Source organism: Yoonia sp. (assembly GCF_030731595.1).
GTDB lineage: Bacteria > Pseudomonadota > Alphaproteobacteria > Rhodobacterales > Rhodobacteraceae > Yoonia.
In genome coordinates this window covers 1-21,959 of record NZ_JANQTS010000036.1, presented here as the reverse complement: position 1 = coordinate 21,959, position 21,959 = coordinate 1, and the positions used below count along the sequence as shown (strand labels likewise).

Here is a 21,959-nt window from a genome sequence, read left to right as displayed (position 1 = left end):
TCATCTTTCGCTTTGCATTCGCCAGGTCGTGCGACGGTCTTAACGCCCCTTGAACAAACCACCCAGAATGCCGCGCACGATACGGCGGCCTGTGGTCCCTTTCAGCTCTTTTGCCACAACCGACGCCAGCGCATCGCCGAAACCACCACTGGAGGACGTGCGCGATGTGGACCGCCCGCTGCGTCCGCCATCATACCGGCGCGCGGCTTTGAATTCGCGCTCTTCTGCTTCAAGCCGGTCTTCTTCGGCCTCTGCCGCTTCCGCCTCTTTGGCAGCGGCATCGGCACGCTTGCTCAGGATTTCAAAGGCGCTTTCGCGGTCAAGGGTCTTGTCGTATTTCCCCGCCATATCAGAGCCGTTCATGATCGCAGTCCGCGTCGGTTTATCAATCGGCCCCAGTTGCGACGACGGCGGGCGGATCAGCGTGCGCTCGACGATCAGGGGAATACCCTTGCGATCAAGGAAAGACGTGACCGCCTCGCCGGTGCCGACCTGCTGGATCGCGTCTGCCGTGTCAAAGGCGGGATTGTCGCGGTAGGTTTCGGCGGCGGATTTCAGTTCCTTGCGATCCTTGGCGGTAAAGGCCCGCAGCGCGTGCTGCACGCGGTTGCCCAACTGGCCCAGCACATCATCGGGAATATCCGCGGGATTTTGCGTCACAAAATAGACGCCCACCCCTTTGGAGCGGATCAGGCGCGCCACCTGTTCGACCTTGTCGACCAGCGCCTTGGGCGCGCCGTCAAACAGCAGATGCGCTTCGTCAAAGAAAAATACCAGCTTGGGCTTGTCGGGGTTGCCGACCTCGGGCAGTTCCTCGAAGAGTTCCGACAAAAGCCACAGCAGGAAAGTCGCATAAAGCCGCGGGCTGCCCATCAGTTGATCGGCGGCCAGGATGTTGATCTCGCCGCGCCCGTCGCGCAGACGCATCATATCGGCCAGATCCAGCGCGGGTTCCCCGAAAAGCGCACCACCGCCTTGGTTCTCCAAGACCAGCAATTGCCGCTGGATCGCCCCGATCGACGAGGCCGCCACATTGCCATAGCGCAAGGACAGGTCCTTGGCATTCTGCCCGACCCAGACCAAGAGCGCCTGCAAGTCCTTCAGGTCCAGCAATGGCAGCCCTTCCTCATCGGCCACGCGGAAGGCGACGTTCAGCACACCTTCCTGCACATCGGTCAGATCCATCAGGCGCGACAACAACAGCGGCCCCATTTCGGCAACGGTCGCGCGGATCGGGTGCCCGTTTTCGCCAAAAAGGTCCCAGAAAGTGACAGGAAAACTGTCGTATTGCAGGTCAAGTCCGATGGTTTCCGCACGGCTCATGAAAGGCGCGTGCAGTTTGAAATCCGGTGAGCCGCTCACTGCGAGGCCGGACAAATCCCCTTTGACATCCGACAGGAAGACAGGAACCCCGGCCGCCGAAAACCCCTCGGCCATGATCTGCAAGGTCACCGTCTTTCCGGTGCCTGTGGCCCCGGCGATCAGACCGTGCCTGTTTGCCTTATCCAGCAAAAGCACCTGCGGCGCGGCATAGCCGTCACCACCACCACCGATAAAGATATTTTCCGACATTCACCTGCCCCCACAAAGATTTCGCAATCAAAATACAATGTTAACCATTTTGCACCAGTGTAAAGCGTGTCCGGTCCGCGTGTTGGTGCGGATTGGGTGACTTCCTCCCTGTTGGACTGGCCGTGCCTTTGGGCACGGCCCTTTTTTGTGCTGTCCCACGCGGTATATTCACCCAGATGTCAGAAATTTGCGGTTGACGGGCGATAGGCCTTTACGTACTTTCTGCCCAAATAGTCGGCCAAGTCCGACAGGGAGAACATGGAGCAGGGTCCTTTTGGGGACCCTTCTTCATTTTTGGTCCACGCGAAAACGTGAGCGAAAGACTGCCCAGCGACGGTGTTTTGACCCTGACACTCTCTGCCCCTCATGGTAAGCCGCGACCAAAGCCACAAGGACACCACCAATGCGCAGTATTCTCACCTCTCTCTTTCTTGCCGCACTGCTGACGCAGGCCAGCGTTGCCATCGCGCAAGAGACCACCGCACCCGCGCCAGCCGCCACCGCCGATGAATTGAGCCTTGGCGAACCTGTCGGGCCGCAGGTGGGTGACCCCTATGTGCGCGAAGAGTTTGGCGACTGGGCACTGCGCTGCATCAAATCGGACGCCGGATCGCCGGACCCGTGCAATCTTTACCAGCTTTTGACCAATGACGATGGCGTGGCCGTTGCGGAATTCAACATCTTCCGCTTGCCCGAAGGGCAGCGCGCCGCTGCCGGTGCGACCGTCGTCGTCCCTCTGGAGACATTGCTGACACAGCAACTGACCATCTCAGTGGATGGCGCAAATCCGCGTCGCTATCCGTTCACGTTCTGTAACCGCGCAGGCTGTGTGGCGCGCGTCGGGTTTACCCAGGAAGAGATTGACGAATTCAAGCGCGGCGTGCGCGCGACAGTACGCTTGGTTCCCGCAGCAGCGCCGACCGAAGAAGTGATCCTGGATGTGTCCCTCTCTGGCTTTACCGCCGGCTATGACAGCGCGACCGAGGGCGAATAAAGCTAGTGTTTGCGCAGGGCCAGCACAGCGTTCAAGCCGCCAAAGGCAAAGGCATTTGACAGCGCGACCTCTATGTTGGCATCCCGCGCGACATTCGGCACCACATCAAGGGCGCATTCGGGGTCCGGCTCTTCGTAGCCAATCGTCGGAGCCACAACCCCGTCGCGCAACGCCATGATACAGGCAAGCAGTTCGACCGCGCCGGTTCCGCCGATCAAATGCCCATGCATGGATTTTGTCGAAGATATCATCAGCTTGTCCGCGTGCGCCCCGAACACATCCGCGACCGCCGCACATTCGGTTTTGTCATTCGCCGCCGTGCCGGTGCCGTGTGCGTTAATATAGCCCACCTCTTCCTTGTTCAGCCTGGCATCCTTGACCGCCCCCGCAATGGCGCGTGCCGCCCCCTGCTTTGATGGCATCACGATATCGGAGGCGTCCGAAGACATCGCAAACCCGATCACCTCGCAGAGAATCTCGGCCCCGCGTGCTTTGGCATGGTCGTAGTCTTCGAACACAAAGACCCCCGCCCCCTCGCCCTGCACCATGCCGTTGCGGGTCGCCGAAAACGGGCGGCAGGCGTCTTTGGACATCACCCGCAGACCTTCCCAGGCCTTGATCCCGCCAAAACACAGCATCGCCTCTGATCCGCCTGTCACCATGACGGGCGCCATGCCGCAGCGCACCATGTTGAACGCCTGCCCCATCGCATGATTGGACGACGCACAGGCGGTCGCGACCGTATAGGACGGGCCACGCAAATTCCACTCCATCGACACATGGCAAGCGGCCGCGTTATTCATCAGTTTGGGCACAATAAACGGGTGCACGCGGTTCTTTCCGGCCTGATAGACAGCACGATAGTTTTCGTCCTGCGTGTTCAATCCGCCACCAGAGGTTCCCAGAATAACGCCGGAACTATCGGCCAACGCCCCCGAAAACGTCAGGCCGGACTGGCCGATCGCCTCGCGCGCGGCCAGCAGCGTGAACTGGGTAAAGCGATCATAAAGCGAGATTTGCTGGCGGTTGAAATGTGTTGCCTCGTCATAGTCCTTGATCTGCCCGCCGATCTGGATCGACAGCCGGTCAACATCCGCGATATCCAGCGGTCCGATGCCGCAGCGCCCTTCGCGCATGGCTTCAAGGGTTGCAGGGACATTCGCTCCAAGAGGATTGATCGTCCCCGCGCCGGTAATGACAACGCGCTTCATCTAGCCGGTCTGCTCGGTCTTGAGCTTTTCAACCGCGGCGATGATCGCCGCAATCGAGGAGATGTCAAAATCACTCGCACTGGGATCATTGGCATTGAAAGGCACAGTGATATCGAAGGTTTCCTCGATCGCAAAAATGCTCTCGACCAAGCCGAGGCTATCAATGCCGATGTCCTCCAGCGAATTTTCCAAGCCGATATCAGCAGGTTCCAGCATCGCCTGTGCGGCAATGATTGCGATGACCTGATCTTTGATGCTCATCTCATACCCCCCTGTTGTTCTCGGGTGCATTTAGTCACTCTGGACGTCATTTGAAACAGAAGATTAGCGTTTTTTGAGATCAGCCAATATCCGCGGCAGGCGACGCAACGCTTTGTAGCCCTCAATGTGGGTTTGCATTTTCGTTGCAGGATAGCCCATCATCACGCGGCCCGCAGGGACATTGGACAAAACCACGCTCCCCCCGCCCAGCACCACATCATCACCCACGGTCAGGTTATCCGCCACACCGGCCTTGCCGCCGACGACCACCCGATCACCGATCACAGTGGACCCTGCAATCCCCGCCTGCGCGCATAAAAGGCAGTTTTGGCCCACAATGACATTATGCCCGACTTGCACCAGACTATCGATCTTGGTGCCTGCGCCCACGCGGGTGGCGCGGATCGTGCCTGCATCGACGCAGGAATTCGCGCCGATCTCGACGTCATCACCGATCTCGACGCCGCCAAGCGAGTGGATCCGGTGCCATGTCGGATCGGCGGGCGCGGTCATCGGAGCCTCGCCCAGCGTTTCGCGCGCGCGTTCGACATTGGATGGCTCTGCGGTGACAAAAGAGAACCCGTCGCCGCCGATGGTCACATTGGGCTGCAGGATCACGCGCGCGCCAAGCCGCACGCCACGCCGTAACCGCACGCCAGCATGGATTTGACATGCAGCGCCAATCTGGACTCCTTCCCCGATACTCACCTGATCGGCAATCCAGCAGCCCTGCCCGATCACAGCGCCCGGCCCCACAACGCAAAACGCGCCAATGGTGACGCCCGTGCCAATCACCGCTGTCGGATCAATCGCGGCATGAGGGCTGATCCCCGACACGGGCATGGGACGGTCCAGCATCTGCGTCAGCCCTGCCATGGCAAGACGTGCGCGGGGCGCGATGATCGCGGCCTCCAGCCCCAAGGCTTGCCAATCGGCACCGGGCCAGACGACAGCGACCTTTGCCTGCCCCAGTTTGAGCGCCGCGCCGTAAGCCGGTGTCATGGCCAGCGCCAGATCATTGGGACCTGCTGCTGCGGGCTCTGCCGCGCCTTGCACCAAAAGATCAACGGCGCCAAAGGCTTCTGCCCCCAGCGCCGCTGCGATGTCTTTAACCGAATGTGCCATCATGCCCCCGGATCACGTTCCGAGGTTTGATTTACCCACTAATGGCGCGAAGAGCCACCCCTTCGCGTGCGAGCGCATCCCAGATCAGCCCGTCGCGGCCATAGACGTCACGCCGGAACTGCATCTGCCCGTCGGGTTGCGTATAGGCTGTCCGATAGACCAGATGCACCGGCACGGGTTGCTCTAGATCCACCCGTTGCTCACGGCCTGACCGCAGATGGGTTTGGAAAACCTCTTCTGGGTTGCCGACCTGTCTGGCCAGCAGCGCATAGGCAAAGTCAAAGGGATCGGCCAGACGGATACATCCGTGGCTATAGGCGCGGACCTCGCGACCGAACAGGCTCTTGGCAGGCGTGTCATGCAGATAGATATTGTACTGGTTGGGGAACATGAACTTGACCAGACCCAAAGCGTTACCCTGGTTTGGGGGTTCGCGCATGGAATAGGGGAAATTCGCCGCAGTGTAATTGCTGAAGTCTGCCGCGCTGCGATCGACCACACGGCCCCGGCTATCGGTGATGACCAGATTGCGCACGGCATTTGGGTTGTTTCGCAATTGCGGCAGGTATTCTTTGGTGATGATCGAACGCGGCACATACCAGCTGGGGTTGATCACCATGAACTCCATGACATCGGAAAATTCGGGTGATGCGCGGTCACGGTCGCGCGCGCCGATCACCGAGCGGGTCGAGAATGTCTCGACGCCGTTGTCGATGATCTTGGCGGTGAAATCCGTCAGATTCACCCAGATGTGGCGCTCGCCGCGGGGCCGGTTGATCCAGCGCTCACGTTCCATCGCAACAATGATCGACTGCAAGCGCCGCTCTGGTCCAACGTTGATCTCGGCCAAGGTGCCGGGGCCGACGGTACCATCAATCGCCAGACCATGGGCCTGCTGGAAACGCTGCACGGCGGAAAAAATGCTGTCGTCATAAGTTTGCGTATTGGTCCGCTCGAGAAAGCCCATCATCATCAGGCGATTGCGCAGTGCGACAACACCGGCACCTGAATCGCCACGTTCATACTGGCGTCCCGGCACCGTTGGCCCCCAACCACCGGACGCAAGAAGGCGTTCGAGCTTCATTTTCTCGCCCATCAAGCGGCTGTATTCAGGCGCACTTGGCGCAAGCGCACGCAGGAAAGCACCGGGGTTGGATTGCACGAAGGCCCGCAATGTTCCGACAGGCGAACGCAGCGGAACCTCTCTGTGGATTGCCGGGTCGATCCGCGCCGGTGTCAAAATACCGGTTTGCAGGTCGCGGGCATAGTCAAGGAACTGCCGAGAGAGCTCAACTTCCAGTCGGCCTTGTTCTTGCGGGGTTGTCGCGGCCTGCAAACGCGCGATCAGCCCATTCGCATCATAGCGATCGGCGGGCAGTCCGTGGTCTGCGGCGGAATTGAAGGCGACAAGCAGGGCATTGCGGCGATTACGGTCCGCGCTCGTGCTCCAGATGCCGTCAAAATTGCGCTCGCGGTAAAACGCAATCAGGTCAGGATCGTTCGCGGCAGCCTGCGCGACAGCCTGTCTGAACTCTGTCACCTGGGCGCTGGCTTGCGGGACCGCACCAAAGGACAAAACAAAAGCCATGATCAGCGCGGGCAAAAAGCGCGTCCAAACCAGTGGCAGAACTCTATACGCAGACATCGGTAATCCGTTCCCTTCTAAAAGTGTCGGCTCAAACTAGGGCACTTCTCTCTCATAATTAAGTATGCATAACCTTACCAAAACATGTGTCTATTGACAAAAACGAGAGATGATATCGCTATCAGGAAGTGTTGCCCAGAAGCCGCCCGCACCTGTTACATAGAATCCTCAAAGTCACACTTGCGCAAAATTTCGCCAATTTCCCACTTGTTAAGAAAAATCGCGCAAACAGGTCTTGGTCGACGAATCGATCTATGTCATACCTAAATTGCATCTGGGGAGATGATGACAAAAATTCGTCTTAAGACGATCCAAGTAGCGACGGGACAGGCGCGAAACACATGACACATAAGAACTCCTCTGGGTTTACCCGGCGCGGATTGTTGGGCGCATTTGCTGCCACAGCAGTTGCAGCAGCACCGACCTATTCCAATGCGGCCGGCTTCTTGCGCGGCGCAGGCGACATACGACGCATCGCCATGCATTCTGGCCGGACAGGTGAACGCCTGAACACGATCTATTGGATCGAGGGCGAGTATATCGCAGAGGCAGTTCGCGAAATTAACGTTCACATGCGCGACTGGCGCACCGGTGAAGCCGTCCAGATGGATCTGCGCACGATCGATATCATGTCTGCCGCACTGAACCTGATGGACACATCAGAACCCTACCTGTTGCTGTCCGGGTATCGCTCGCCCCAAACCAACCGGATGCTAAGCGCCAGCAGCCGCGGTGTGGCACGCAATTCCCTGCACATGCGCGGACAGGCTGCCGATCTGCGTTTGACAAGCCGCACGACCGCACAGATCGCAAATGCAGCAATTGCATGTCGTGCGGGCGGGGTTGGCCGGTATAACGGGTCTAACTTTGTCCATATGGATTGCGGTGATGTGCGCACCTGGCGCGGCTAAGCCGCAGCCCGCACTTAGATTTTCACAGATTTTGACGCCGCGGTCTTAGTCAAACAGGACCGGCGATGTGCCCGACTGCAGGTTCTGACGGGCTGCGTCCTTGATCACTTCAGACAGCCGATCGAAAATTGCAGCCCCCGTGGCACTCCGCCAGACCAGTCCGACGGACCGCATGACGGTACTACGCCGGAAAGGCAGCACGACAACGTTGCTGGAGCGGCTGTCAATTTCAGAGCGCGCATAAAGGCGGGGCAAAAACGCAACGCCCATGCCCATCCCCACCATCTGCCGGATCGCATCGAGGCTGGTGCCTTCATAGTCGCGGGCGATCATTGCGCCATGCTGGTGGCAGAGCGCCGCAATCTGGGAATGCATCGCATAATCTGGCCCCAATGACAGCACGTTCAAATCGGCAAGATCGGCCTCTGTCACAGCCTTGCGCCCGGCCAATGCATGATCATCCGGCACCGCCAGCAAAAGCGGTTCCCGAAAAAGCCGCCGCGTCGTCAGATCCGCACCGCCTTCGGGCAGTTGGGTAAGGATCACATCAAGCCCACCCGCCAAAAGCTCACCGCGCAGATCACGCGGTGCGACCTCGCGGATGTAAAGACGCAGGTCAGGATAGTTCGCGTGCAACCGTTCCACGACATAAGGCATCAGATAAGGGCCAATCGTTGGTGTCGTGCCAAGGCGGATCGTTCCGGTCAGCCCGGTCTTGAAGGCGGCAGTCAACCCCATGATGCCGCTTACCTCGTCAATGGCTCTCGCAGCACAGGACACAACTTCGCGCCCCTCCGGTGTGAGCGTGACGGGACCCCGCCCCCGTTCCACCAGCAAGACACCCAAGAGGTCTTCGAGATTGCTGATCTGCAAGCTGAGCGAGGGCTGGCTGATACCCATCGCTTCGGCAGCTTTGCGAAAGTGGCGCGCTTCGGACAAAGCGACCAGATAGCGTAGCTGGCGGAGGCTGGGAAGTTTGGTCATTTCACGTCCTTGATAGGTATTTCCTATCGAAATTTCTGCAATCATTGCCTTTAATACAAGAAAACACCTGCTACATCCAGTCGCAGGCAGTCAAGAAAAGAGTCGATTGCCCAATAAGTTGCAGGTTGGAAGGGCATCCAACGAAGGGGGCGCAGATGCAGAGGTTCAAAAACATCGTCGTCGTCTGTGACGCAGACAGCGATCACAAACCTGCTTTGGCACGCGCCTTGCGTTTGGCTGCGGCCAATGCGGCCCAGATCACCCTTGTTGACGTGATTGATACCGCCCCCGGCGACCTGAACCGCCTGTTTGCGGCCCTGCCCGGCACACGCCGCGCCCAGATTGCCGATGATCTGCGTGCCCATCATTCGACACGTCTGGACGACCTTGCCGGACCGTTTCGCGAAGCGGGCATTCCGACCCAGACCACGCTGCTGGAAGGGACGGCTTTTCTTGAAATCATCCGGCTGGTTGTGCAGAACGGCCATGATCTGTTGATCAAAGGGGTCAGGCCCGAGGGCGTCACAGGCGGCTTGTTCTCGCGCGGCTATGACCTGCATTTGTTGCGCAAATGCCCCTGCCCGGTCTGGATGATCAAGGATACCGATGCGGGAGAGGCCGGCAATATCCTTGTTGCGGTCGATCCCGATCCGCTGGACGCAACACGCAATGGCTTGAATACGATGGTGATGGAGATGGCGACCAGCCTGTCAGACATCGACCAGGCGCAACTGCACGTCGTCAATGTCTGGACCCTGCAAGAGGAACAGGCTTTGCGCAACGGTCGCTTTCCCATCGACAAAACCGAGATCGAAATAATCCTCGCCCATGAACAACAGCAAAGCAAGGCACGCCTTGACGCGTTGATGGATCGCTTTCCGAACGATGGCGGAAAGCGGGTGTGTCATCATATCAAAGGGTTACCCGGCGAAGTTATACCTGATTACGCGGCGCAACACGGGATTGACACGATCGTCATGGGCACCGTCGGGCGGACCGGAATAGCGGGCCTGTTCATCGGAAACACAGCCGAAACGATCCTCAATTCCGTTAATTGCTCGGTGATTGCTGTCAAGCCACCGGGTTTCAGTTCGCCTGTTGCTTCTACCACCTAAGACGCTAGTTACAGAGTCTCTTGGATCGACCTTTTTGCTGACCGGAATACCAAATTGGATACTTCAACGCCTACCCGCTGGATAACGCTCGCCGGTCTACTGCCTGTTGTTGTCTCCGGCAGTCTTTTTGTCTGGTTTGCGCAGATGATCCCGGTCATCGCCGCCGGTGATACCTTGCGGTTTGTCTGGGCTTGGGTGCCAAGCCTTGGGGTCAATGTCAGTTTCTACATCGACGGGCTAAGCCTGACCTTTGCGCTGCTGATTACGGGGATCGGTGCCTTGGTGATGCTCTATTCCGCCCGTTATCTGGCCGGGCATGTGCATCAGGCGCGATTCTCGCTGTTCCTGACCAGTTTCATGTTGGCGATGATCGGTGTGGTTATTGCCGATAACCTTTTGGCTTTGTTTGTCTTTTGGGAACTGACCACGATCACGTCCTACCTGCTGATCGGCTTCAGCCATGATACGCTGAAAGCACGCCGGTCAGCGCTTCAGGCTTTGATGGTGACGGGGACCGGGGGTTTGGCGCTGTTGGCCGGTATCATCCTGATCGGCACCACAGCCGGCACATTCGAGATGTCGGAAATCAACGCGATGCCGGGTGTCCTGACCGAAAGCGTGATGTATCTGCCCATCCTGCTTTTGGTGCTGTCGGGGGCCTTTACGAAATCGGCGCAGATGCCGTTCCATTTCTGGCTGCCCAATGCGATGGCCGCCCCCACACCTGTCAGCGCCTATCTGCACTCTGCGACGATGGTGAAGGCGGGCATTTATCTCATGGCGCGCACCCATCCCTCGCTGAGTGGCACCGATGTCTGGCTTTGGACCCTGACAATCGCCGGAGCCGTAACCATGGTCTTTGCCTCGGTCATGGCGCTGCGCCAGACCGATCTGAAGCTTGCTTTGGCCTATACGACCTTGATGGCGCTTGGGGCATTGACGCTGCTTTTGGCGAACGACAGTGGCTATACCATCACCGCCGCTGCGACCTTTCTGATTGTGCATTCGCTTTACAAGGCCGCATTGTTCCTTGTGGTCGGTATTCTGGATGCCCAAACGGGGACAAGGGAAGCGAACAAATTGTTCGGCATGGCGCGCGCGATGCCGATCACCGCTGCTGCTGCCGCGATTGCGGCACTCTCGATGGCCGGTTTCCCGCCCTTTCTTGGCTTTATCGGCAAAGAACTAAAATACGCAGGCGCGATTGCGGTGGCCTCCGAGCCGATCTTTGTGGCCGGAGCGGTGCTGATCGCCAGTGCGTTGATGGTGGCAATCGCGGGGATTGTCTCTTTCCGCCCGTTCTGGTCCAAATCAGGCGATCCGATCGCAGGGGTGAAAGAGGCGCCTTGGCCCATGTTGGTGGGCCCTGTTGTTCTGGCCGTTCTGGGGGCATTCTTTGGGGTTTTCCCCGATGTGCTGGCGACGACATTGGTGAACCCGACCGTTGCCTCTATTCTGGGGGATGCGCAACCGGCCAAAGAACTCAAACTTTGGGCGGGGGTGAACCTGCCGCTTTTCCTGAGCATTGCGACATTTGTTCTGGGCTTTGCCATCTACGCCTACAAATTGCCGCTGCGCGCCGCCTTGATCGACATCACCACCCGTGCCCCAAGCTTTGACAATGGATGGGACAGTTTGATGGCGGGCGTTGCCAATGGGTCAAAATGGCTGACGCGGACGATCCAGACAGGTGTTTTGAAACAATATATGTTTGTGACCTTCGGTACGGCCTTTGTCGTGCTTGCGGTCACTCTGGTGATGCGCACCACAGGTGTGCCGTCCATCGCATGGCCCGCGCTGGAAATCTGGGACTGGCTGGTTTTCTTCCTTGTTTTGTCGGGTGCAGCCCTGACGGCGGTGACAAATTCGCGGATCACGGCCATCGCGGGCCTTGGCGTCGTGGGCATCGGCATGGCGATGATCTTTATCTTCTACAGTGCCCCGGATGTTGCGATCACGCAGTTGCTTGTTGAAACGCTGGTCGTGGTTCTGTTCGCGGCGGCGGCCCTGAAACTGCCGGCACTTGCCCCGGAACCTTTCAAGGGGCGGATTTTCGACGCTATTCTGGCGCTTGGGCTGGGTGTGGTCACAACGGTGATCCTGCTCAAGGTGACCAAAGGGCCGATCGACCGCGAGCTGACCACCTTCTTTGAAAACGCCAGCTGGACCGAAGCATTTGGCCAGAACATCGTCAACGTGATCCTCGTGGATTTCAGGGCGCTGGATACGTTCGGCGAAATCGCTGTGGTCTTGATTGCAGGGATCAGCATCTTTGCCCTGCTGAAAAGTAAACCCGAGGAGGACAAGCCATGAACTCCATCATCCTGGTCGCTGGTGCGCGGTTGCAGGTCGTGCTCTTGCTGGTCTTTTCGGCCTATATGATGCTGCGCGGCCATAATGCTCCCGGTGGCGGGTTCATCGGCGGGCTGATCGCGGCAACCGGATTTGTGGTTTACGCCATTGCCTGCGGCACCTCTGACGCGCGCAAGGCTTTGCGGTTTGATCCCGCCAATATTGCAGGCGTCGGACTTGGCATCGCGCTGCTGGCGGGTGTGATAGCTGTTTTCTGGGGTGACGCGCTGTTTACCGGCCAGTGGTTGTTTATCGGGGCGACCGAAGACTCCAAGGGCATTCCGCTGTCCACCGTGCTGGTCTTTGATATCGGCGTTTATCTCGTGGTATTGGGTGCAATCCTGTCGATCACCTTTGCGCTGGAAGAGGCCGTCTGATGGAGCAGCTTCTTTCGGTCTTGATCGGCATTCTGGTCGCTACATCCGTTTATCTGATGCTGGCGCGCAACCTTTTGCGGTTTCTCTTTGGCCTGATCCTTTTGTCGAACGCGGCGAACCTGACAATCTTTGTGGCGGGCCGTCTGACGCCGGGTGCGCCGCCACTGATCCCTGACGGGGCCGATGCGCCCCTTGGCCTTGTTGCGAACGCCCTGCCCCAAGCCTTGGTGCTGACCGCTATCGTCATCGGTTTCGGCCTGTTTGCCTTTGCGCTGATCCTTGCCTTTCGGGCCTATCAAAGCCTTGGCACCCTGAATACCGACGACATGCGCGTCGCCGAACCAAAAGAATCAACTGAATGAGCTGGTATCTCACCCTTCCGCTGGTCATCCCCTTCGCGGCATCGATCATCGCCTTTCTGCTGCGCGACAACGCGATGGGGCGTTGGGTGTCGATCATGGGGTCCGGCCTTGGCCTTGCCGCATCCATCGTACTGATGGTCGTGGTGCTCGAGCAGGGCGTGATCGCAGGGCAGATGGGCAATTGGCCTGCCCCCTTCGGGATCACGCTGGTCGCGGACCTGTTGTCTGCGGTCATGGTGCTGATCACCGCGATCACTGGCTTTGCCGTGGCGATTTACGCCCTGGGCGACATCACCGAGCGGCAGGAGCGGCTTGGCTATCATGCGCTGTTCCAGATTTTGCTGGCCGGTGTGACCGGTGCTTTCCTGACCGGCGACCTTTTCAACCTCTACGTCTGGTTCGAGGTCATGCTGATTGCCTCTTTTGGCCTGCTGATCCTGAATGGCGGGAAAGAGCAGATCGACGGCGGCGTGAAGTATGTGGCGCTCAACCTGATCTCGACGATCCTGTTTCTGACCGGGATCGGCCTGCTTTATGGCATGACCGGCACGCTGAACTTTGCCGATCTGGCGCTCAAGGTGAACGAGGTCGAGAACCAGGGGCTGCTGACCGTCGTGGCCATGATGTTCATGGTGGCCTTCGGGGTCAAAGCGGCGGTGTTCCCGCTGTTTTTCTGGTTGCCTGCGGCCTATCATACACCCAGCTTTTCGGTCTCTGCGGTCTTTGCCGGCCTGCTGACCAAAGTAGGTGTCTATGCGTTGATCCGGATGTTCACGATGGTCTTTGACCATGACATCGGGTTCACGCATACGGTCCTGCTCTGGGTGGCCTGTTTCACGATGGTGATCGGTGTTCTGGGGGCGGCAGCGCAATCGGACTTCCGCAAGATCCTGTCGTTCCATATCATCAGCCAGATCGGCTATATGGTGCTTGGGCTTGCGCTGATGACGCCCTTGGCTCTTGTGGGTGCGGTCTTTTATCTGGTCCACCATATCATCGTCAAAGCAAACCTGTTCCTGATCGCAGGGATCGCAAAACGGCTGACCGGCGGCACGGATGTCTACAAGATCGGCGGCCTTTACAAATCGGCCCCGTTGCTGGCGATCCTGTTCCTTATCCCTGCATTCTCGCTGGCAGGCTTTCCGCCCCTCTCGGGCTTTTGGGCAAAATATATCATCGTCAAGGCGACGCTTGATCTCGAACTGTGGTTCGTGGCCTTCATTGCGCTGGCGGTGGGCCTGATGACGATCTACTCGATGACAAAAATCTGGGCCGAGGCCTTCTGGAAACCGCATCCCGAAGGGATCGAACCCGCGCTCAAGACATTGCCGCATAAGGCGGCACAGATCATCCCCGTTGCGGGCCTTGCGGTGCTGACCATCATCATCGGTCTGTCACCGGAACCTTTCGTGATCTTTGCCGAGCGCACAACGGCGCAACTGCTTGACCCAACAGCCTATATCACGACCGTTTTGGGAGAAACCAAATGAACCTGTTTCTTCTTAATCTGCTTCTGGCGGTCATCTGGGCTTCGCTCTGGGGCAGCCTGACCTTGTTGCAACTGGTCTTCGGCTTTCTGGTAGGCTTTGCCAGTCTATGGTTTGCGCAGCCGCTTTTGGGCGGACCAAGCCTTTATTACCGGCGGGCATGGCGCATCGTGCGGCTGATCCTGTTCTTCCTGTATGATTTGTGCATGTCGAGTATCCGGGTCGCCTATGACGTGCTGACGCCCAAAGACCTGAGCAACCCTGCCATTCTCGAGATGCCTTTGGACGTAAAGTCCGACATCGAGATTTTGCTGGTCACCAATCTGATCTCGCTCACGCCCGGAACTCTGAGCCTTGATGTGACCCCGGACCGCAAGACGCTGATTGTGCACGCAATGTTCGCGGATGATCCGGACGCGGTGATCGCAAGCCTCAAATCGGGTATGGAACGCATGGTCAAAGAGGTATTTGAATCATGACATCAGCCGAATTTCTCGACCTGTCTATCTACGCTTCCGCCGTCATGGTGCTGCTCTCGCTGGCGATTGGCTTTATCCGTCTGGCGCGCGGACCCAGCCTTGCTGACCGGGTTGTGGCGCTCGACATGATGACCGTGACACTGATTGCCGTTTGCGGCCTGACTGCGGTCGCGACAGGCGTTTTCGCCCTGCTTGATGTAGCCCTTGTGCTGGCGCTTGTCGGGTTCCTTGCCACAGTGGCCCTTGCGCGCTTTGCCGAACGCCGCGATGCCCGTGCAAAGGAGGCCACCGATGACTAATATCGTGATCTCCATTTTCCTTCTGCTTGGTGGTTTTTTTGCGCTGATCGCGGCCATTGGTGTGTTGCGGCTGCCTGACGTGCTGACGCGGATGCATGCCTCGACCAAGGCCGGTATCTTGGGCAGTAGCCTGATCCTGATCGGCGGCGCGATCTATCTGCAAGACACAGAGGTGACATCCCGCGTGATTGCCACAATCCTGTTCTTGATGCTGACCTCGCCGATTGGCGCGCATATGATCGGGCGGGCTGCGGTGCGCGATCTGAAGACCAAGAAACGGGTCGTGAAAAACAAAAGCTAAAGGACTTGCAGAGGACAGCCCGCTAGGGTCAACTTGACCTGACCAACAGCCAGGAGCCGTCCAGATGTCCGACACATATGATCTTGTGATCCGTGGCGGCCAGATCGTGACCCCGCAGGGAATCGTCACCGGCGATCTTGCTGTCGTCGGCCAAGAAATCATCTCGATCGGGCCAGACCTTGGCCCGGCCGCATCCGAGATTGACGCCCGTGGCAAATGGGTCATGCCCGGCGGCATCGACCCGCACGCCCATATCGAACAGATGTCCGGCATGGGTGTGATGAACGCGGACACTTTCGAAAGCGCGACACGCTCTGCCGCACTGGGAGGCACGACCAGCGTGATCTCTTTCGCCGCCCAAGCCAAAGGTGAACGGCTCTCTGCGACCGTGGCTGACTATAGCGCAAGGGCCGCGCGTGGGGCGATGATCGACTACGCGTTCCACATGACCGTGACCGATACCGCCGTTGCGGAATTCGCGGCAGATCTTGGCAAGCTGATCGACGCGGGCAACCGGTCGATCAAAGTCTTTACCACCTACAATATCCAGCTTTCAGATGCGCAAATCCTATCGGTCATGGCGGCGGCGCGCGCGCATGGCGCACTCGTTTGCGTCCATGCCGAGAATGACGCGATCATTGCGCAGGCAAAGTCCGCCTTGATCGCTGCCGGCAAGACCGCGCCCCATTTTCACGCCGCATCCCACCCGCGCATGGCTGAAATCGAAGCGATCGAACGCATCTGCCGCTTTGCTGAATACCTTGGCCAGCCAGTGATGATCTTTCATGTCTCCACCACAGAAGGAGCCGCCGCGGTGCGTGCTGCGCGCCAGCGTGGCGCGCCGATCTGGGCCGAGACCTGCCCCCATTACCTGTTCATGACCGAAGACATCCTGCACCGCCCGGGTCTGGAGGGCGGCAAATGGATGTGTTCGCCCCCCCAACGGCAGACAGCCGATCAAGAGGCGCTTTGGTCCGCATTGCACGCAGGCGATCTGCAACTGGTTTCATCGGACCACGCGCCTTACCGTTTTGACGCAAGCGGCAAGCTCTCTGCCGGACCCAACGCCGGTTTTCATGAAATCGCCAATGGCCTGCCGGGTCTGGAGACGCGGCTGCCCTTGTTGTTTGACGCCATGGTCAGCCAAGGGCGCGGCGGACCAGAGGCCTTTGCCAGACTGACAGCGACGGCCCCCGCTGAAATCTACGGCCTGCCCCGCAAAGGCGCATTGGCCGCCGGTATGGATGCGGATATCACGCTTTGGGACCCCGAAAAATCGGTCACATATGGCGCAGATGATCTGCACGATAACGTGGGCTATAACCCTTGGGAGGGGTGCCGCGTGAAAGGCTGGCCGACCGACGTCTGGCTGCGCGGTTCCCGGATCGTCAAGGACGGCAGCTTTGATGCCGTTCCGGGCAGCGGTCGCAAGATCGACCGGCCACGCCTTGCGGTCAGCCCGACGCATCCCCAGAGGCAAGGATCATAAATGCCCCGTCCCGACGCCCCCAACCAATTGGCCATCACATTCCTCTATTACCGCGACCTGCCCCGCGCGATGCGGTTTTACGAGGATATCCTTGGCCTGCCGCTCGCCATCGACCAAGGCTGGTGCAAGATCTACCGGATTTGTCCGGGTGCGCATGTGGGGCTGGTGGATGAGGCGAAGGGTATGAACAAATGGCAGCCGCTCAAGCCCGTGCAACTGTGTATCCGTGTGCCGGATGTGGATGCCTGGTATGATTATGCGAAAGAGCAAATGCTTGACCACCTGTCTGATCTTTTCGTCAATGACGCGCTTGGCATCCGTGCTTTTGTGTTTAACGACCCCGAAGGTTATCAGATCGAAATCCAGTCAGCCACACGGGTGGGCGCATGAGCGGCGATACCCTGATCGTGATCAACCCCAATGCGTCGCAGACCGTGACCGATGGGATTGACGCCGCAGTAGCCCCCTTGCGCCGCTTTGGTACCCCGATCCGTTGCCTGACACTGGCCGAGGGACCACTTGCCATCGAAAACCAACGCGAGGCTGATCTGACCATTGCGCCCATGCTGGCACTTGCAGCCGCCCAGACAGATGCGGCGGGCTATGTGATCGCCTGTTTCGGTGATCCGGGCTTGCATGCGCTGCGCGATCAAACCGCCCTGCCCGTTACAGGCATCCAAGAGGCGGCTGTGATGACGGCCCTGAGCCTTGGCCAGCGCTTTGGCGTCATTGCGATCCTGCCCGCCTCGATCCCGCGGCATCTGCGTGCGTTCGGGGCGATGGGCGTGCTGGACAGGCTGGCCGGAGACCGCGCCCTGGGGCTTGGTGTGGCCGATCTGGCTGATCCAGACAAGAGCCTGAACGCCATGATCGCCACCGGCAAACGTCTGCGCGACGAAGACGGGGCCAATGTGCTGATCATGGGCTGTGCGGGCATGGCGCATTATCGCAGTATTCTGAGCACTGAAACCGGCCTGCCCGTGGTCGAGCCCTGCCAAGCGGCCGTGGCCATGGCGCTTGGCCAGATCGCCCTTAGCCTTAGCCATAAAGGATCACGCCATGCTTGATGAAACCGCCCAAGGCGTCTTTACCATCGCGGTCACGCCGTTCTTGCCGGACGGGGCGCTGGACTGGGACAGCATCGACGCAATGGTCGATTTCTATATTGAAAAAGGGGCGACCGGGCTCACGATCCTTGGGATGATGGGCGAGGCTGGCAAGCTGACGGCAGAGGAATCGGTGGCCGTGGTCAAACGGGTGACTGCGCGCAGTACGGTCCCTGTGGTAGTGGGCGTCTCGGCCCCCGGATTTGCCGCCATGAAGACCCTGACCGATGCGGCGATGGATCTGGGTGCCGCAGGTGTCATGGTGGCCCCGCCCGGAAGCCTGAAAACCGATGACCAGATCATCACCTATTACCATAACACCGCCGAGATTCTGGGTCCGGTCCCCTTCGTGTTGCAGGATTTCCCGCTGGTCACCAATGTGGTCATCCCGACCAAAGTGATCCTGAAAATCGTCGAGGACTGCCCCACCTGCGTCATGCTCAAACACGAGGATTGGCCCGGGCTGGACAAGATCACAGCGCTGCGCGCCGCCTCTGGAGCCGGGGCGCGGCGGATTTCGATCCTGTGTGGCAACGGCGGGCTTTACCTGCTGGAAGAAATGCTGCGCGGCGCGGATGGGGCGATGACCGGGTTTGCCTATCCTGAAATGATGGCGCAGGTCGTGGCGGCCTATCGCGCGGGCGATCTGGAACACGCGCGCGATATCTTTGATGCCTATATGCCCATGGTCCGTTACGAGGCCCAACCGGGCTTGGGGCTGGCAATTCGCAAATACACGCTGGCGCAGCGCGGCGTGATTGCGCATGACACGGTGCGCAAACCGGGTGCGGCCTTGTCAGCGGCGACCAAAGCAGAGGTGGACGCTCTGGCCAAAAGACAGGCTGGCAAACTCAGCATGCTGGGGCTTTGATCACGCCTTGGCGGTAAACCTGTCGATCAGGCGCAGTTGCGCGATCCGTTCCACCTGACGGCAGGCTTCACTGAATTCGGTATCGCGGTCATTGGCGATCCGGCGCTGGAAGGCCGCAATGATCGAGGCTTTGGTGTTGTCCCGCACGGCGATGATAAAGGGAAATCCGAACTTTGCAGTATAGGCCGCATTCATGTCCGACAGTTGCTTGCGTTCGGCATCGGTCAGGGCATCCAATCCGACAGAGGCCTGCTCTGCGGTCGATTCCGGTGTGAGCCGCTTGGCCTGTGCCAGTTTTCCCGCCAGATCGGGGTGCGCATTCAGCACGGCCAAACGCTGCTCTGGGCTTGCGCTGCGAAACACCCGCGCCAGCATCTGGTGAACGCCATAAGCCGTATCATGGGTGGGACCCCATTCGAAATCATAGGCGGCATCGGCGATCCACGGGCTATGCTCGAAAATCCCGCCGAAAGCCGCGACAAAGCTGTCGCGGTCCATCTCGGAGGGCCGATCAAAACGGACCGGCGGATGCGTCTTGGCCCAATGCGTGGCGATCTGCAGGCGTGTGGCAAACCAGACATCCTCGTGGGATCTGAAGTGCTCCAGAACCCGCGCAAGCGCTGCCGCCCTGCCCGGCCGCCCCATCAGACGACAATGCAGCCCGATCGAAAGCATCTTGGGCTGGCCTGCGAACCCTTCGGCATAAAGGACGTCAAAGCTGTCCTTCAGATAGCTTTCGAACTGGTCCCCGTTGGTAAAGCCAGCCTGAATGGCAAAGCGCATATCGTTGCAGTCCATCGTGTAGGGTACGATCAACTGATCATCACGCCCGAAACGCATCCAATAGGGCAACTCGTCGGCATAGCTGTCTGCGACATAGGCAAACTGGCCAGTCTCGGCGGCCAGCCGGACCGTATTGCTTGAACACCGGCCCGTGTACCAGCCGCGCGGGGCCTCTCCCACGACTTCGGTATGCAGTCTGATCGCTTCGGCGATCTGCGCACGCTCTTGGTCCTCGGGCATGTCCTTGTGTTCGACCCATTTCAGGCCATGACTTGCAATCTCCCAGCCTGCGGATTTCATGGCCGCCACCTGTTCCGGCGCGCGGGCCAAAGCTGTTGCGACACCATAGATGGTGATCGGAATATCCTTGAGCATCCGGTGCAAGCGCCAGAACCCCGCACGCGAGCCGTATTCATAAAGCGATTCCATGTTCCAGTGGCGCTGACCCGGCCAGGCGGCGGCGCCTGTGATCTCGGACAGAAAAGCCTCTGATGCGGGATCACCGTGCAGGATGTTGTTCTCGCCGCCTTCTTCGTAGTTCATTACGATCTGCACCGCGATCTTGGCCCCATTGGGCCAGTGCGCAGCAGGCGGCGTTGCGCCATAGCCGGTCATGTCGCGGGGATATCTGGTCACGGGGCGCGCTCCTTCATCTTGGGCCGGTCTTTTCAAAGACTGTCGCTGTATCTCAGACGAAAAGTGACCAAACAACAAGATGCTCTGCGCCCCTGCCCGCAAATCACAGGCTAAGGATCAAAAATCAGGGTGACGCGCGATGACTGCCCAATCCATAGACGGGAAAATCGTTTTTTCAGCTTTGCAGGACACAGGCGTGCTGCGTTTCTTGCGGTGCGTCTTGGCTTTTGTGACGATACAGGATCATTGTCATCTTGCAGATCATGGCAAAGACGACGAATCTGGCACGAATTTGAGGATAGAGACATGTATGACTTGGCGATTTTGTGGGACTGGATTGCCTTCTCGGTCCGCTGGCTGCATGTCGTCACCGCGATGGCATGGATCGGAGCCTCGTTCTTTTTCATCGCGCTTGATCTTGGTCTGCGCAAAGCGCCCGTCATGCCCGCCGGTGTCTATGGTGAAGAATGGCAGGTGCATGGGGGCGGGTTCTACCACATCCAAAAGTATCTTGTGGCCCCTGAAAACATGCCCGAACACCTGATCTGGCACAAATGGCAAAGCTATATCACCTGGGTCTCGGGTGCGGCCCTGTTGATGATCATGTATTGGGTCGGCGGCGAATTGTATCTGCTGGACCCGACCAAGGCTGATCTGACGCTCTGGCAAGGGATCCTGATTTCCGGCGGTTCGCTGACCATAGGCTGGCTGGCCTATGATTTTATGTGCAAATCGAAATTGGGCGAGAACCCAACCCTTCTGATGCTGCTTCTTTTTATTATTCTTGTTGTGATGTCATGGGGTTACAACCAGATCTTCACAGGTCGCGCAGCCCTGCTGCACCTTGGCGCCTTCACCGCCACGATCATGACGGCCAATGTGTTCTTTCAGATCATGCCGAACCAGCGGATCGTTGTGGCAGACCTCAAGGCAGGTCGTACACCCGACGCCAAATATGGCAAGATCGCCAAGCTGCGGTCCACCCATAACAACTATCTGACGCTGCCAGTGGTTTTCCTGATGCTCTCCAACCATTACCCGCTGGCCTTTGGCACCCAATACGCATGGATCATCGCCAGCTTGATCTTTCTGACAGGGGTGACGATCAGGCACTATTTCAACACCATGCACGCCACCGGAAAAGGCCCCCATTGGACATGGGCTGTGACGGTTCTCTTGATGCTGCTGATTGCCTGGCTGTCCACGGTGCAAACCGGCGAGACCTGGCAAGAGGCCGAAGCGCGGGAACTCACGCCCTATCAGCAGACCTATGCAGCGGCGGCGGGTTTTGAAGCCGCCTATGATACCGTCATCGGCAATTGTTCCATGTGCCATGCCCGCGAACCGGTCTGGGGCAACATGCAATGGGCGCCAAAAGGGGTCTATCTGGAAACACCGGGCGATGTGGCGCAGCATGCCAGCCAGATCTATCTGCAAGCCGGCATCAGCCATGCCATGCCCCCGCCCAATGCAGTCCAGATGGATGATGCCGCCCGCGCAACCCTCGTCGCATGGGTGCGTGAAGTGCGCAACGGGACGTAACAGGGGCGCAGCAGCGGTATCTTTTCTTCAACAAAAGCAGTGATTTGGCGCACCCGA

At 58.8% G+C, this 21,959-nt stretch carries 22 protein-coding genes; 15 read left to right on the top strand and 7 right to left on the bottom strand.

Annotated elements, in window-relative coordinates:
• Positions 1-39 precede the first annotated feature (39 nt).
• Positions 40-1,572, bottom strand: a complete 1,533-nt coding sequence (locus tag NWQ23_RS03185; protein WP_306164794.1) for a helicase HerA-like domain-containing protein — start codon at positions 1,570-1,572, stop codon at positions 40-42.
• A gap of 403 nt (positions 1,573-1,975) precedes the next feature.
• Between NWQ23_RS03185 and NWQ23_RS03180 the strand changes: the two genes are divergently transcribed.
• Positions 1,976-2,566, top strand: a complete 591-nt coding sequence (locus NWQ23_RS03180) for an invasion associated locus B family protein (protein WP_306164793.1) — start codon at positions 1,976-1,978, stop codon at positions 2,564-2,566.
• A gap of 2 nt (positions 2,567-2,568) precedes the next feature.
• Here the strand turns inward: NWQ23_RS03180 and NWQ23_RS03175 are convergent, their stop codons facing one another.
• From NWQ23_RS03175 to NWQ23_RS03160, 4 genes are all read right to left on the bottom strand, one after another.
• Positions 2,569-3,777, bottom strand: coding sequence for a beta-ketoacyl synthase (locus NWQ23_RS03175; RefSeq protein ID WP_306164792.1), 1,209 nt, complete (start codon positions 3,775-3,777; stop codon positions 2,569-2,571).
• Positions 3,778-4,038 carry an acyl carrier protein gene (locus NWQ23_RS03170; RefSeq protein WP_306164791.1) on the bottom strand — a complete coding sequence of 87 codons (261 nt, stop codon included), beginning with the start codon at positions 4,036-4,038 and terminating at the stop codon, positions 3,778-3,780.
• 63 nt (positions 4,039-4,101) lie between these two features.
• A complete protein-coding gene (locus NWQ23_RS03165; protein WP_306164790.1) occupies positions 4,102-5,163 on the bottom strand; it encodes a UDP-3-O-(3-hydroxymyristoyl)glucosamine N-acyltransferase in 1,062 nt (353 codons plus the stop codon).
• Between the two features lie 31 nt (positions 5,164-5,194).
• Complete coding sequence (locus NWQ23_RS03160) at positions 5,195-6,808, bottom strand: murein L,D-transpeptidase (protein WP_306164789.1); 1,614 nt, start codon at positions 6,806-6,808, stop codon at positions 5,195-5,197.
• 341 nt (positions 6,809-7,149) lie between these two features.
• Here NWQ23_RS03160 and NWQ23_RS03155 point away from each other — a divergent pair, with 341 nt between their 5' ends.
• Positions 7,150-7,719 carry a DUF882 domain-containing protein gene (locus NWQ23_RS03155; RefSeq protein ID WP_306164788.1) on the top strand — a complete coding sequence of 190 codons (570 nt, stop codon included), beginning with the start codon at positions 7,150-7,152 and terminating at the stop codon, positions 7,717-7,719.
• A 45-nt stretch (positions 7,720-7,764) separates the two neighbouring features.
• Here NWQ23_RS03155 and NWQ23_RS03150 read toward each other — a convergent pair whose 3' ends face one another.
• The gene (locus NWQ23_RS03150; RefSeq protein ID WP_306164787.1) at positions 7,765-8,703 is read right to left on the bottom strand and encodes a hydrogen peroxide-inducible genes activator; all 939 of its coding nucleotides are present in this window, start codon (positions 8,701-8,703) and stop codon (positions 7,765-7,767) included.
• Positions 8,704-8,858: 155 nt separating this feature from the next.
• Here NWQ23_RS03150 and NWQ23_RS03145 point away from each other — a divergent pair, with 155 nt between their 5' ends.
• The 12 genes from NWQ23_RS03145 to NWQ23_RS03090 all read left to right on the top strand — a co-directional run bounded on the left by NWQ23_RS03145 (position 8,859) and on the right by NWQ23_RS03090 (position 18,941).
• Positions 8,859-9,818 (top strand): universal stress protein, encoded by a 960-nt coding sequence (locus tag NWQ23_RS03145; RefSeq protein ID WP_306164786.1) that lies wholly within the window; start codon positions 8,859-8,861, stop codon positions 9,816-9,818.
• A gap of 54 nt (positions 9,819-9,872) precedes the next feature.
• The gene (gene mbhE, locus NWQ23_RS03140; protein WP_306164785.1) at positions 9,873-12,131 is read left to right on the top strand and encodes a hydrogen gas-evolving membrane-bound hydrogenase subunit E; all 2,259 of its coding nucleotides are present in this window, start codon (positions 9,873-9,875) and stop codon (positions 12,129-12,131) included.
• On the top strand, positions 12,128-12,547 hold the full coding sequence (locus tag NWQ23_RS03135) for a Na+/H+ antiporter subunit B (RefSeq protein ID WP_306164784.1): 420 nt from the start codon (positions 12,128-12,130) through the stop codon (positions 12,545-12,547). The genes mbhE and NWQ23_RS03135 overlap by 4 nt, the downstream gene beginning before the upstream one ends.
• Positions 12,547-12,909 carry a Na+/H+ antiporter subunit C gene (locus tag NWQ23_RS03130; RefSeq protein ID WP_306164783.1) on the top strand — a complete coding sequence of 121 codons (363 nt, stop codon included), beginning with the start codon at positions 12,547-12,549 and terminating at the stop codon, positions 12,907-12,909. Before NWQ23_RS03135 ends, NWQ23_RS03130 begins: the two co-directional genes overlap by 1 nt.
• Positions 12,906-14,399: a Na+/H+ antiporter subunit D gene (locus NWQ23_RS03125; protein ID WP_306164782.1), complete on the top strand. Its 1,494-nt coding sequence runs from the start codon at positions 12,906-12,908 to the stop codon at positions 14,397-14,399. The genes NWQ23_RS03130 and NWQ23_RS03125 overlap by 4 nt, the downstream gene beginning before the upstream one ends.
• A complete protein-coding gene (locus NWQ23_RS03120; RefSeq protein WP_306164781.1) occupies positions 14,396-14,875 on the top strand; it encodes a Na+/H+ antiporter subunit E in 480 nt (159 codons plus the stop codon). The genes NWQ23_RS03125 and NWQ23_RS03120 overlap by 4 nt, the downstream gene beginning before the upstream one ends.
• Positions 14,872-15,174, top strand: a complete 303-nt coding sequence (locus NWQ23_RS03115) for a monovalent cation/H+ antiporter complex subunit F (protein WP_306164780.1) — start codon at positions 14,872-14,874, stop codon at positions 15,172-15,174. Before NWQ23_RS03120 ends, NWQ23_RS03115 begins: the two co-directional genes overlap by 4 nt.
• On the top strand, positions 15,167-15,475 hold the full coding sequence (mnhG, locus tag NWQ23_RS03110) for a monovalent cation/H(+) antiporter subunit G (RefSeq protein ID WP_306164779.1): 309 nt from the start codon (positions 15,167-15,169) through the stop codon (positions 15,473-15,475). The genes NWQ23_RS03115 and mnhG overlap by 8 nt, the downstream gene beginning before the upstream one ends.
• A gap of 64 nt (positions 15,476-15,539) precedes the next feature.
• A complete protein-coding gene (gene hydA / locus NWQ23_RS03105) occupies positions 15,540-16,964 on the top strand; it encodes a dihydropyrimidinase (RefSeq protein ID WP_306164778.1) in 1,425 nt (474 codons plus the stop codon).
• Positions 16,965-17,354 carry a VOC family protein gene (locus tag NWQ23_RS03100; RefSeq protein ID WP_306164777.1) on the top strand — a complete coding sequence of 130 codons (390 nt, stop codon included), beginning with the start codon at positions 16,965-16,967 and terminating at the stop codon, positions 17,352-17,354.
• Complete coding sequence (locus NWQ23_RS03095) at positions 17,351-18,031, top strand: aspartate/glutamate racemase family protein (RefSeq protein ID WP_306164776.1); 681 nt, start codon at positions 17,351-17,353, stop codon at positions 18,029-18,031. The genes NWQ23_RS03100 and NWQ23_RS03095 overlap by 4 nt, the downstream gene beginning before the upstream one ends.
• A complete protein-coding gene (locus NWQ23_RS03090) occupies positions 18,024-18,941 on the top strand; it encodes a dihydrodipicolinate synthase family protein (RefSeq protein ID WP_306164775.1) in 918 nt (305 codons plus the stop codon). The genes NWQ23_RS03095 and NWQ23_RS03090 overlap by 8 nt, the downstream gene beginning before the upstream one ends.
• On the opposite strand, the gene puuE is transcribed toward NWQ23_RS03090, so the two are convergent.
• The gene (gene puuE / locus NWQ23_RS03085; RefSeq protein WP_306164774.1) at positions 18,942-20,360 is read right to left on the bottom strand and encodes an allantoinase PuuE; all 1,419 of its coding nucleotides are present in this window, start codon (positions 20,358-20,360) and stop codon (positions 18,942-18,944) included. It lies immediately after the preceding gene.
• A gap of 306 nt (positions 20,361-20,666) precedes the next feature.
• On the opposite strand from puuE, the gene NWQ23_RS03080 reads away from it, so the two are divergent.
• Positions 20,667-21,902, top strand: coding sequence for a urate hydroxylase PuuD (locus NWQ23_RS03080; RefSeq protein WP_306164773.1), 1,236 nt, complete (start codon positions 20,667-20,669; stop codon positions 21,900-21,902).
• The last annotated feature ends 57 nt before the right edge of the window (positions 21,903-21,959 follow it).

Bases quoted from the DNA above. Each gene is read 5' to 3' on its own strand.
- NWQ23_RS03185 (WP_306164794.1), bottom strand. From the start codon at position 1,572: ATGTCGGAAAATATCTTTATCGGTGGTGGTGGTGACGGCTATGCCGCG.
- NWQ23_RS03180 (WP_306164793.1), top strand. From the start codon at position 1,976: ATGCGCAGTATTCTCACCTCTCTCTTTCTTGCCGCACTGCTGACGCAG.
- NWQ23_RS03175 (WP_306164792.1), bottom strand. From the start codon at position 3,777: ATGAAGCGCGTTGTCATTACCGGCGCGGGGACGATCAATCCTCTTGGA.
- NWQ23_RS03170 (WP_306164791.1), bottom strand. From the start codon at position 4,038: ATGAGCATCAAAGATCAGGTCATCGCAATCATTGCCGCACAGGCGATG.
- NWQ23_RS03165 (WP_306164790.1), bottom strand. From the start codon at position 5,163: ATGGCACATTCGGTTAAAGACATCGCAGCGGCGCTGGGGGCAGAAGCC.
- NWQ23_RS03160 (WP_306164789.1), bottom strand. From the start codon at position 6,808: ATGTCTGCGTATAGAGTTCTGCCACTGGTTTGGACGCGCTTTTTGCCC.
- NWQ23_RS03155 (WP_306164788.1), top strand. From the start codon at position 7,150: ATGACACATAAGAACTCCTCTGGGTTTACCCGGCGCGGATTGTTGGGC.
- NWQ23_RS03150 (WP_306164787.1), bottom strand. From the start codon at position 8,703: ATGACCAAACTTCCCAGCCTCCGCCAGCTACGCTATCTGGTCGCTTTG.
- NWQ23_RS03145 (WP_306164786.1), top strand. From the start codon at position 8,859: ATGCAGAGGTTCAAAAACATCGTCGTCGTCTGTGACGCAGACAGCGAT.
- NWQ23_RS03135 (WP_306164784.1), top strand. From the start codon at position 12,128: ATGAACTCCATCATCCTGGTCGCTGGTGCGCGGTTGCAGGTCGTGCTC.
- NWQ23_RS03130 (WP_306164783.1), top strand. From the start codon at position 12,547: ATGGAGCAGCTTCTTTCGGTCTTGATCGGCATTCTGGTCGCTACATCC.
- NWQ23_RS03125 (WP_306164782.1), top strand. From the start codon at position 12,906: ATGAGCTGGTATCTCACCCTTCCGCTGGTCATCCCCTTCGCGGCATCG.
- NWQ23_RS03120 (WP_306164781.1), top strand. From the start codon at position 14,396: ATGAACCTGTTTCTTCTTAATCTGCTTCTGGCGGTCATCTGGGCTTCG.
- NWQ23_RS03115 (WP_306164780.1), top strand. From the start codon at position 14,872: ATGACATCAGCCGAATTTCTCGACCTGTCTATCTACGCTTCCGCCGTC.
- mnhG (WP_306164779.1), top strand. From the start codon at position 15,167: ATGACTAATATCGTGATCTCCATTTTCCTTCTGCTTGGTGGTTTTTTT.
- hydA (WP_306164778.1), top strand. From the start codon at position 15,540: ATGTCCGACACATATGATCTTGTGATCCGTGGCGGCCAGATCGTGACC.
- NWQ23_RS03100 (WP_306164777.1), top strand. From the start codon at position 16,965: ATGCCCCGTCCCGACGCCCCCAACCAATTGGCCATCACATTCCTCTAT.
- NWQ23_RS03095 (WP_306164776.1), top strand. From the start codon at position 17,351: ATGAGCGGCGATACCCTGATCGTGATCAACCCCAATGCGTCGCAGACC.
- NWQ23_RS03090 (WP_306164775.1), top strand. From the start codon at position 18,024: ATGCTTGATGAAACCGCCCAAGGCGTCTTTACCATCGCGGTCACGCCG.
- NWQ23_RS03080 (WP_306164773.1), top strand. From the start codon at position 20,667: ATGTATGACTTGGCGATTTTGTGGGACTGGATTGCCTTCTCGGTCCGC.